Raw genomic sequence first — 9,309 nt, 5'->3', positions numbered from 1 at the left:
GGCATTTTTGCCCTTCATTCGGCACATCCGGCCCACCTTGTTCTCACTCTGACACACTTGCCCGCTTCACATGTAATCTTTTCCCGCCCCGTAACCCTCATCCAGCAGCGCACTCTGATTCACCACATAGGTTCCGGCCATCATATCGTGGAGCGCCCGGTTACGCATGCTAAAAACTATAAACAGACAGTCGATAATGATGACCAGAGCCAGGAATCCCGTCAGATCGCTGGCCAGGGGCGCCCAATTGGCATAAGCCTCAGGCAGTTTGGACAGAGTACCGTCCCCGGCGGCAACAATGACGGCCAGAAGGCTGTTGATCAAAAGGAAACTGTACCGGATGACCGCCTGCTTCAAGCTGGGGTACTTTCCCTGTTCATTTACAATTCTCGTCCGCAGAATCAGCCTGCCCGGGGTTCCTCCGTATTTGGCAACCAGCACGATGTTAAACAGCGAGATCAGGCCCCACTGTATCCACAGTGGAATTCCCGACTGGTACCGCTCAGCCGCCGAAACCGCCCAGCCATTGATAAAATAGACGGGGAGCGCCAGAATAAGAAAATCCACAATGCTGATCAGCACTCTTTTCCAAAAGCCTGCGTAGTCACTTTCCACCAAACGTTCCGTTATACTGTGCTCCATGAAGGACCTCCTTGCTGTCAAATGGTTCAAAACAGGCATTGCCAGACACGCCCTTCCGCTACTTGGAGCCGATAATCTCCTTCGCCACCTGCTTCGCCTCCTCCAGCGTGTGCGCCGGACCGGCAATAAAGCCTTCCTGATCCTTGAGATCATAGCGCTCGTTTACATCGTTCAGCATGACCCATATCTTATCCAGTGCCAGTGACGCAGTTACTATGCCTGTCGTCTGTTTACTGCCACCCCCGGTTACCTCAGACATAACGCCCAGATAATAGCCGCCTCTTTCCCTAAGAGTAACTTCATAATGAATATCCCCATCCGCCTGCAGCGTGCCGGTCATTTTACGGTCCCCCGGGATTCCTCTGTAAATCTGACCTTTTAGCGCGAGCAATGTACTTTTGGCCTCTCCGGTATCCGCTGAATAAATCATACTGCTGAATTCCCGCTCAAAAGATTGCGGACGCAGCCACACATACGCCAGTGTAAGAACGGCCACAACCGCGATAATTGCTGCAAGACGTTTTGTGTTCATTATTCCTCCTGTTGTCTGAACTTCTTGAGAGTGCTTCCCCCATCTTTTCATCTTTTTCCCTTTTATTTACTTCTCCGCAGCTGTCAGATTTCCTTTATCTTGCTTTGGATCGCCTGCTGTACCTCCAGAATCTCCTCCAGCAGCTCACGGTCCTCCGCCTCTGTTCCTGCAGCTTCGCTGCTCATCAGTTTGGCCAGCCGGAGCTGCAGCAATGACATTTCACCCTCACGGGCCTGCTCCTCCGGAGTCAGCACCCGGCTGCGTTCCTTAGCATAATATTCCTCAAACGTGCCGGAAAAGAACTGCGGGCTCTGCCCGCGGCCCAGCAGCAGCAGGCGGTTAGCGACTCTGCTATGCAGATAACGGTCATGCGAGACGATGACCAGTCCGCCGGGATAAGCGGCAAGCGCCTCTTCTACCCGCTCCCGGGTGTCGATATCCAGATAGTTGGTTGGTTCATCGAGCACCAGCAGATTCGCTTTGCCGAAATACAGCCGGAGAAAGGCGACCCGGCATTTCTCACCCAGGCTGAGATCGCCGATTCGTTTAAATACATCCTCCCGCGGGAACAGAAAGCAGCCGAGAATCGTCCGCGCCTCTGTCTGCGTCATGCCCGGCAGCTCCAGCAGGCTGTCCAGGATGGTCAGCTCGGGATTCAAATGCTCAAGCTCCTGGGCAAAATACGCAATCTTCGTACGGGGATGCAGCCGCAGCCTGCCGCCTGCGGGTTGTGCAGCACCTGCAATCAGCTTCAGCAGCGTGGATTTGCCCGCACCGTTCGGGCCGAGTACGGATAACCGGTCTCCCCGGCGAAGCGTAAGATTAAAATGCTCCAGCAGCTGCGGACCGCCATCATAAGCAAGGCTAATGTCGTCCAGCACCACCAGCGCGTCCCCCTGAAAATCCTCACCTTCCAGCTTCATATTCAGCTTGGGCGCTGCCTTCGGCAGCTCTACCCGGTTCTTTTCCAGCCGCTCCAGGCTGGCTTCCTTGGCATGAAGACGCGAGACATTCTTCTTCGATTTGGACCGCAGGAAATCATTCTGTCCGGCTGCAGTATGCGCCTGCTGGAACCAGAGGGAATAGCGGCGGATGCTCTCCAGCAGCTTTTCTTTTTCCAGCTCCTGCTTTTTGTGCTGGCTCTCCAGCGTTTTGAGCTCCAGCTCCTTCTGTTCCCTGTATTGCGTATAGGCTCCGGGATACCGGCGGCAGCCTGTCGGGCTCAGCTCCAGCACACTTGTTGCGGTCCGGTCGATGAATGTGCGGTCATGCGACACATATAGAACCGTGCCGGGATAAGACCGCACCCACTCTTCCAGCCAGGCCATCGTTTCCTCGTCGAGATGGTTGGTCGGCTCATCCAGCACCAGCAGCTTCGGCTGCCGGGCAAGCAGCGCGGCCAGCTGGACCCGGGTCTTCTGGCCTCCGCTGAGCTGGCGGTACGAGTGGTTCCACAGGGACGGCTCCAGCTTCAGCTGCCGGAGGCATTTCTCCGCCTTGGCTTCCCAGCCGTATCCGTCCAGCAGCATATAGCTGTCGCAAGCCTCCCCGTATTCAGCTACTGCAGCCTCATCCGTGCCGCCTGTTACTTCCAGCCTGCCGGCAAGCCGCTCCATCCGGTGCTTAAGAGCCGCCAGCTGCTCCGATGCCGCCAGCACAAACTCAAGCACACTTGCGCCGGAATCCGTCTCCAGCTGCTGGTCCAGCACGCCCCATTCCCCGCGCTCCAGTCCGTAGAAGACGCTGCCTTCCTCAAAGGCAAGCCTGCCCAACAGGCCCTGCAGCAGTGTTGTTTTGCCGGTGCCGTTGCGGCCGAACAGCAGGACCCGCTCGCCTTCAGCGATTTCAAACGATACCCCTTCAAATAAGGGAGTGCCGTTCCATTCTTTTTTTAAATTCTTCGCTTTCAATATAGTCATTGCAGTCATATATATTCCTCCGCTTCCTTATTAGCTCCAAGGCTGGCTGCCGCATCCGTTACAGAAACAGCAGCAAAAAACCGCAGCCAGCAGGCTGCGGTCCAGGAAACGTATGAAGGGAGCAGCGTACAGGAAAGAAGCGGCAGGACAGACATACCCCCTGTAATAACTCAAGGCGCATCGTCAATCTTTTGCCAGCCAAATTTCTGTATCGCATGAGTCCCGGCAGACACACGTATCCCTGACCGTACACCCTAAGCAGGTGTCCCGTGGCATGTGCTTATGCACATCACAAGTAAATGGGTCATTGTATCGGAAACGTGTTAGTTATTCATCAGCCGGTGTCCTCCGTATTGTCCGAAATCAGTAATACTTATAATATAAACAATCTGGACGGCAAAGATAAGGTTAAGAAAGATTATAATTGTTTTTGCCCGGCGGGGGTGCCTGGATTATTGGTATTTATTAAATATCTCAAGGATATAATTCCGGAATGCTTCAACATATGATTCAGGCTCTACAATTTGCAGTTTTGTACCGAACCCTGCCAGAAATTCAAATCCAATATTATTATAAGGAACCCAAATGGTTGCCATGAAAAGCTCAGAGCTATGGTATTCAATACTCTTTTGTCCGTATCTTTCAATGAATTGATCCTTTATGCCAGGCGAAATCAACGCCTTGACTGCGACTAGTTCCGGCTGATAGCCTGCTTCCTGCTCTTGTTCCGCCAGATCAGCTCTGGGAGTATACGTTTGTTCATTCATATGAACATGATGAATCCGGGATAATTTAAATTTCCTATATCCCATACGCTGTAAGCAGAATCCTTTGAAGTACCAGCTTGATTCGCTAAAATGCAGCTGATAGGGCTCAACGGTTCTTTTCGTTGCAATGCCATTTTTATCTGTATAATCAAATGAAACCAAACGTCTCTTTAATATGGATTCCTGCACTGTCTTCAAGATTGGATGAAGCTCAGACCGCCCTTCCCAATTATAAAAAGAAAGCCGGATGGAATCTTTCCGGGACAACGGGCTAACCATGGCTTCTATTTTTCGGATCGTCCTTTCAATTTCTTCGCTCATCAGGATTTGTTCCAGTCCTCCGAGCGCAGCTAATATATTCTCTAAGTCGGAGCTGGTCAAAAGACGTTTATCGACCTTGTATTCATTCATAATACCGTAGCCCCCGTAAACTCCGTTGACCGAATAGATGGGGATGTTTGATAAACTCAAGGTTTCCATATCGCGTAGAACCGTTCTTTTGGAGACATTGAATAATTGCGCGAGTTCTGTGCTGGAAACGATATCTTTCTTCAGTAAAATCATAATGATAGAGATTAGTCTCTCAACCTTGTCCATCGTTCACCTCTTTTTTGGCATCAGTGTAGAACAGCGACAATAAGATGTCACCTATTATCTATTATACTTCCTTTATAACAACAAGGAGGTTGAATTTATGTCTGCTATTGTCTATCTGAACTTTGATGGAATTACAGAACAAGTGATTGATTTTTATTCGGAGGCTTTAAACGCCATTGAAGTAAAAAAGGCGAAGTTTGGGGATATCCCGCAAGATCCCAACTACTTGATGCCGGAAAACGAGTTAAATATGATTATGGAGTCTTCCATAGCATTCGAAGGCGGAAAAATCATGATGTCGGACATTTTACCTTCCATGAAGGCAGTAACAGGTGAACTGGTGACAGGGAATAATATGCTGATTAGTCTTGTGATCGATGATAAGCAAAAGCTGGAGGAATACTTCAACCGTTTATCCCTTGGCGGAAATGTCATCATGCCGTTATCCCAAACTCCCTGGTCTTCGTGCTTCGGTATGCTGGTTGATAAATTCGGAGTGAACTGGAAATTCAACAGCGATGCAGATCTGTTTCTTGATAACGTAGTAGCCGGCAAACAATAATTGCAAAAAAGACGGCTCCCGGATTGATCCCGGGCACCGTCTTTTTACCTTTTCCGGCTGCACATTATGCCTCCGTAACTTTACATCTGCAGGCTATTCTGCACTCACTAAGCCGCGGATAAAGGTCTCCACATTCTTGGCCAGATAGGTAACCTTACGATTATTCGCCAGATCCACATAGACCACTTCCGGCTCCCCGTCATTGCCGGCAGGCCGGTAGTCCAGCATGACAACCCCCTGATCGGCTGACGGGGCATCACAGATGACCACGCCGAATTCAGGATAGTTCCATTTATCAATGACAGCCAGGCTTCCCTGCTCACCGCAAAGGGAGTATTTATTATCCCGGCCGATGCCACGAATTCCGGAGATCATAATGTTGTCTTTGCCGGCTTCTGCAGCCTGGTTCCCTAACGGGTATTTCGTATTCCGGGGAATGCCGCCGTTCTGCTGCTTCATCATGGCGATGTAGAAGGGTGGCAGCTTGAAGACCAGCTGTTCCTCTACTGATTCAACCAGCTCGTCCGTAAGCGGCTCAGACACATAGTCCTCCTGCTCCTCTGCGTTGTCCGCCCAGAAGTTAGCACCATCGAACTTCGGCAGAGGACGCAAACCAGATGTCTTTTTGGAGGAGGCTTCTGCTGCTGCTGCTCTGGCTGCTTTTTTGGCGGCTTTGCGCCGGCTCAGCGCCAGAAACTCCAGTGTATCCTCGTCTTCAGGCTCGAGCCGGTCGGCTGTTTCAAATGCGCTGACGGCTTTGTCATACTGCTTCAAATAGTAATAAGAAAATCCGACACGGTAATGCCAGAGCGGATCTTCCTCGCCTTCCTCCTCAACGGACATCAGCTGCTCCAGCGCCTCTTCGTAACGCTCAAGGTTAAGCAGCGCTCTGCCTAAATGGCTGACCAGCGTATAATCCCGGTCTTCCCCGGGTATTTCCAGCACCGCATCCACAATTTCCTCAAATTCGTCCTCTTCGTGCCATAATTCCAGCTGTTCCACAAGCTGCTCGCTCATCGTTTCAGGCCTCCCAGTTTCATAACGCATATACTGATAATTATACCATTTCTGCCGGGCTCTTCTCCACCAAGGGCATCACAGGAGTGATACAGGCATAATTTGCGCAGCTTGGCACATTTTATTTGCAGCTAAGTATAGTATGCTGTTCTAAAAAAGAATGAGAGGATGTCCGCAGTGCAGCAGAAGGATGTTGTAATCGGAATAGATGGCGGAGGGACGCATACCCGGGTCATTGCCGCAGATATCCAAGGAAACATACTTGCCCACAGCATTAGAGGAAGCGCTTCAATTTACAGGGATTCTTCTGTTCAAATGAATGTACAATCAGCTATAAAGGACGTAATGGAACGTAGCGGAATTGAGGCCGTCCGGGTTGCCGGACTCGCCGCCGGCATTGCCGGCTTTGATACGCCGGAGGATCTGGAGTGGATTACTCCACTTACCGCGGTTCCAGGCTTAGCTTGTCCCAAATGGCATGTGAATGATGCCCTTATCGCCCATTACGGTGCGCATCTTGCCCGGCCCGGCATTATTGCCATTGCAGGCACCGGTTCGATTCTGATCGCAATCAATGAGGAGGGACGGTATCTGCGCAATTATGATTTTCATCATTACGCAGCCAGTGCCGCCCGGCTGCTTGGCTATGAGGCGGTTTTTGAGGTGCTGGCCGGTCATGCCGATGCCAGCGATGAACGGCTTGTTGCCAGAATGCTGGGGCATTGGAACACGGCTACTGTCACTGAGCTGTATCATTTGGCATCCGGCGGATTCGATGCTGACCGCAAGGTAAGGGACAGGTGCTTCGGCCGGTTCGCGCCGGCAGTTACTGAAGAGGCAGCGCTCGGAAGCGCTGCCGCAATCCGGGTCTGCAACCGGGCGGTTAAGCAAATAAAGACCGGCATTGAACTGTTGGGCGCTTCTTTCAAGCAGCATCTTGTACCGGTTGCATTTATCGGAAGTGTAGCGGGCAGCAGCTATTTTCAGGAAAAGCTGCGGGAGGAGCTGAAGAATGCATCGAACAAGCAATATACGGTTGTAACTCCGCAGCTTCCTCCAGCGGCGGGAGCAGTGCTCTATGCATTGGAGCAAGCCGGACTGCCGGTTACAGACGAGGTCATCCGCCGTCTGCAGCCTAGCGGCGCGCTGCTCCGGCAGGCGCTTGGACACGGAGCTCAAGCCTGATCAGGCGGAATTATAAAGCCATTGAAAAACGCCGCTTCCTTTTCGGATAGCTTCCGAAAGACGCGGCGTTTTTATTAAACAACTAAATATCAGACATTCTAAGTCTAGCCGAGCCTGTGAGCACTGCTCTTACAGCTTCACTGTCCCCTCCTTGGCGTTCCACGTGAAGGATAGACCAAACAGCGGAGTCAGGCTGCTGAGCGGAATATAGAGACGGCCGTTTACGTTTTGGGAGGCCAGGATGCCTACCTCTTTGCCGTTTACCTTAGCCGTGCTGCTTAGCGGCTTATGGACTGCTGTGTAACTGCCTATTGTAATAATCAGCGAGCCGGTGCCCGGCTCCTGCTTCAGACTCCCCCCAAGAAGTGCGACCGACTCCCGCAGAGGAATATAGACCCGCGAATTCTCCAGCACAAAGGATTCTTTTACCTTAACCGTCTTTCCATCCATGATAAAAGCGCCTGCCAGTTTAGTCGGCCCGGCGGAATAGCCGTGTTTTGCGGCAATGCTTTTGAGATCGAGGCTGGAGGTTGTAATGATGACCGTTGTGTTCTTGGCCACCTTCGGATATAACCAGTGGATGTCGTCATTATGCATCCGGATGCAGCCTGCGCTGACATATTTGCCGATCGAAGATTCATTATTATTCCCGTGAATGGCATAGGTGGTGCCATACGTCCCGTTCACTTCGAGTCCCAGCCAGCGGTCGCCGAGCGGATTAGCCGGATCGCCGCCGGGGATATTCTCCTTATAATAAGGCCTGTTCTTGGCTTTTAGCACGATCCGGAACGTTCCCTCCGGGGTCAGATTCTTCGTTTTGCCTGTTGCGACCGGAAATACCTTTTCCAGCTTTCCGCCGCTAAAAAAGCCCAGAGTGTTCGTTTTTTTGTTGACGACTATCAGATCCGAGGACATTGCCGAACCTGCAGCAGCTGATGCCAATCCGGGAAAACAGGCCGTAAACAACAGTAAAAATACCAGCGGCAGCTTGATACCCGGCAGTCTTCTGCTTCTGTTACGTCCAGCGGTTTCTTGCCCTTTCATGTTGCCCCACCTCCACATTATGGGTTATTCTGGAAAACTCTTTATACATAGACGGTGTTGTTACGAAGAAGTTGCAGCCCGGCTTGTACCTATTTGCTTCGGCTAGTCCGGATAATAAAAGATCATGAATATTGGGTTCAGCCTCCAGAGATAATAAGCCTGCAATACCAAACCGAAACTGCCAAGGAGGCAACGACTTTGAATCCAAATCTCTCCAGCCAGATCAACCAGTGTGAATCGATTATCCAGCAGCTTGTCGCCCAGACCCAGCAGGCTAGCCAAAACTACCAGCAGCTTCTCCAGCAGGAGCAGCAAAACGCAGCCAAACTGGAGGAACTGGCTCAGCGCGAACACAAAGCAAGCCAGGTTATCCAGCAGGCACTGCAGGGTCACAGTACCGCTGTCCAGCAGCTGCAGCAGGTTACTCAAACCTTGAGACAACTGGAGCAGAGTGCACAGACAGTCGGCTACAATACAAGCCCAAGCTATAATACAAATACAAGCTACAATACCGGCATCCCGCACTTTAATACCGGTGCTGCCAGCTACAATACAGGAGCAGGATATACTCCGTCCTACAGCTCTTCTATGAATCAGCAGCCTATGCACATGCAGCATACTCAGACTGATGCCTCAATGCATTCTATTCCGTCGCACATCAGCTCAGGAAGCACAATGAGTCCATCCGGTTCGATCGGCCGCATCGGAACCCTTGGCGCAATCGGCTCCATGGGCAGCCAGAACCAGAACTACGGTTCATCCATGAACCAGGGCCGCAGCTTCCAATAAGCAAGTTGGGGTGCGGTAGGTTTAAAAGAATGCTCCCGGCGTAATGTCCGGGAGCATTTTTTTGCGTGTTCTTACACCTGTTGCCGGGGGAAGTACGGGCCTCGGATGTCTCTGAGATGTCCGTACGCCTGGGCCGGCGCTTCTTGCCCAGTGGACCAAATTAAAGGGATGGATGAGGCTATTCAAAGGGATTTTTTCCTTTGATTGGTTCCACCTGAGGTGGATGAGGCTATTCAAAGGGATTTTTCCCTTTGG

General features: G+C 51.5%; 9 protein-coding genes. 3 read left to right on the top strand and 6 right to left on the bottom strand.

The annotated features are described in order from the left end of the window. Window positions 1–66: 66 nt before the first annotated feature. The 4 genes from AWJ19_RS09920 to AWJ19_RS09905 form a co-directional block, all read right to left on the bottom strand. Window positions 67–642: an RDD family protein gene (locus AWJ19_RS09920; RefSeq protein WP_068723356.1), complete on the bottom strand. Its 576-nt coding sequence runs from the start codon at window positions 640–642 to the stop codon at window positions 67–69. Between the two features lie 58 nt (window positions 643–700). Beyond that, window positions 701–1,174: a hypothetical protein gene (locus AWJ19_RS09915; RefSeq protein WP_068723348.1), complete on the bottom strand. Its 474-nt coding sequence runs from the start codon at window positions 1,172–1,174 to the stop codon at window positions 701–703. Window positions 1,175–1,257: 83 nt separating this feature from the next. Then, window positions 1,258–3,102 carry a ribosomal protection-like ABC-F family protein gene (gene abc-f, locus AWJ19_RS09910; protein ID WP_241781672.1) on the bottom strand — a complete coding sequence of 615 codons (1,845 nt, stop codon included), beginning with the start codon at window positions 3,100–3,102 and terminating at the stop codon, window positions 1,258–1,260. 443 nt (window positions 3,103–3,545) lie between these two features. Beyond that, a complete protein-coding gene (locus AWJ19_RS09905) occupies window positions 3,546–4,457 on the bottom strand; it encodes a YafY family protein (protein ID WP_068723347.1) in 912 nt (303 codons plus the stop codon). Between the two features lie 97 nt (window positions 4,458–4,554). Between AWJ19_RS09905 and AWJ19_RS09900 the strand changes: the two genes are divergently transcribed. After that, window positions 4,555–5,019 (top strand): VOC family protein, encoded by a 465-nt coding sequence (locus tag AWJ19_RS09900; protein WP_068723345.1) that lies wholly within the window; start codon window positions 4,555–4,557, stop codon window positions 5,017–5,019. Window positions 5,020–5,112: 93 nt separating this feature from the next. Here the strand turns inward: AWJ19_RS09900 and AWJ19_RS09895 are convergent, their stop codons facing one another. Beyond that, window positions 5,113–6,036: an SMI1/KNR4 family protein gene (locus tag AWJ19_RS09895; protein ID WP_068723343.1), complete on the bottom strand. Its 924-nt coding sequence runs from the start codon at window positions 6,034–6,036 to the stop codon at window positions 5,113–5,115. Window positions 6,037–6,213: 177 nt separating this feature from the next. On the opposite strand from AWJ19_RS09895, the gene AWJ19_RS09890 reads away from it, so the two are divergent. Then, a complete protein-coding gene (locus tag AWJ19_RS09890) occupies window positions 6,214–7,221 on the top strand; it encodes a BadF/BadG/BcrA/BcrD ATPase family protein (RefSeq protein ID WP_157889982.1) in 1,008 nt (335 codons plus the stop codon). Between the two features lie 129 nt (window positions 7,222–7,350). Here AWJ19_RS09890 and AWJ19_RS09885 read toward each other — a convergent pair whose 3' ends face one another. Further along, window positions 7,351–8,265, bottom strand: a complete 915-nt coding sequence (locus tag AWJ19_RS09885; protein WP_082707809.1) for a L,D-transpeptidase family protein — start codon at window positions 8,263–8,265, stop codon at window positions 7,351–7,353. A gap of 198 nt (window positions 8,266–8,463) precedes the next feature. Here AWJ19_RS09885 and AWJ19_RS34705 point away from each other — a divergent pair, with 198 nt between their 5' ends. Further along, window positions 8,464–9,054 carry a hypothetical protein gene (locus AWJ19_RS34705; RefSeq protein WP_128083558.1) on the top strand — a complete coding sequence of 197 codons (591 nt, stop codon included), beginning with the start codon at window positions 8,464–8,466 and terminating at the stop codon, window positions 9,052–9,054. The last annotated feature ends 255 nt before the right edge of the window (window positions 9,055–9,309 follow it).

Origin of the sequence: Paenibacillus sp. DMB5 (assembly GCF_001517085.1) — a bacterium.
Lineage (GTDB): Bacteria > Bacillota > Bacilli > Paenibacillales > Paenibacillaceae > Paenibacillus_AQ.
Note: the sequence above shows the minus strand (reverse complement) of the source record. Positions and strands in the feature narration are given on the sequence as shown.

What these genes read in the sequence shown, in the direction of transcription:
- AWJ19_RS09915 (WP_068723348.1), bottom strand. Translation starts at nt 1,174, where the DNA reads ATGAACACAAAACGTCTTGCAGCAATTATCGCGGTTGTGGCCGTTCTT.
- AWJ19_RS09905 (WP_068723347.1), bottom strand. Translation starts at nt 4,457, where the DNA reads ATGGACAAGGTTGAGAGACTAATCTCTATCATTATGATTTTACTGAAG.
- AWJ19_RS09920 (WP_068723356.1), bottom strand. Translation starts at nt 642, where the DNA reads ATGGAGCACAGTATAACGGAACGTTTGGTGGAAAGTGACTACGCAGGC.
- abc-f (WP_241781672.1), bottom strand. Translation starts at nt 3,102, where the DNA reads ATGACTGCAATGACTATATTGAAAGCGAAGAATTTAAAAAAAGAATGG.
- AWJ19_RS09895 (WP_068723343.1), bottom strand. Translation starts at nt 6,036, where the DNA reads ATGAGCGAGCAGCTTGTGGAACAGCTGGAATTATGGCACGAAGAGGAC.
- AWJ19_RS09885 (WP_082707809.1), bottom strand. Translation starts at nt 8,265, where the DNA reads ATGAAAGGGCAAGAAACCGCTGGACGTAACAGAAGCAGAAGACTGCCG.
- AWJ19_RS09900 (WP_068723345.1), top strand. Translation starts at nt 4,555, where the DNA reads ATGTCTGCTATTGTCTATCTGAACTTTGATGGAATTACAGAACAAGTG.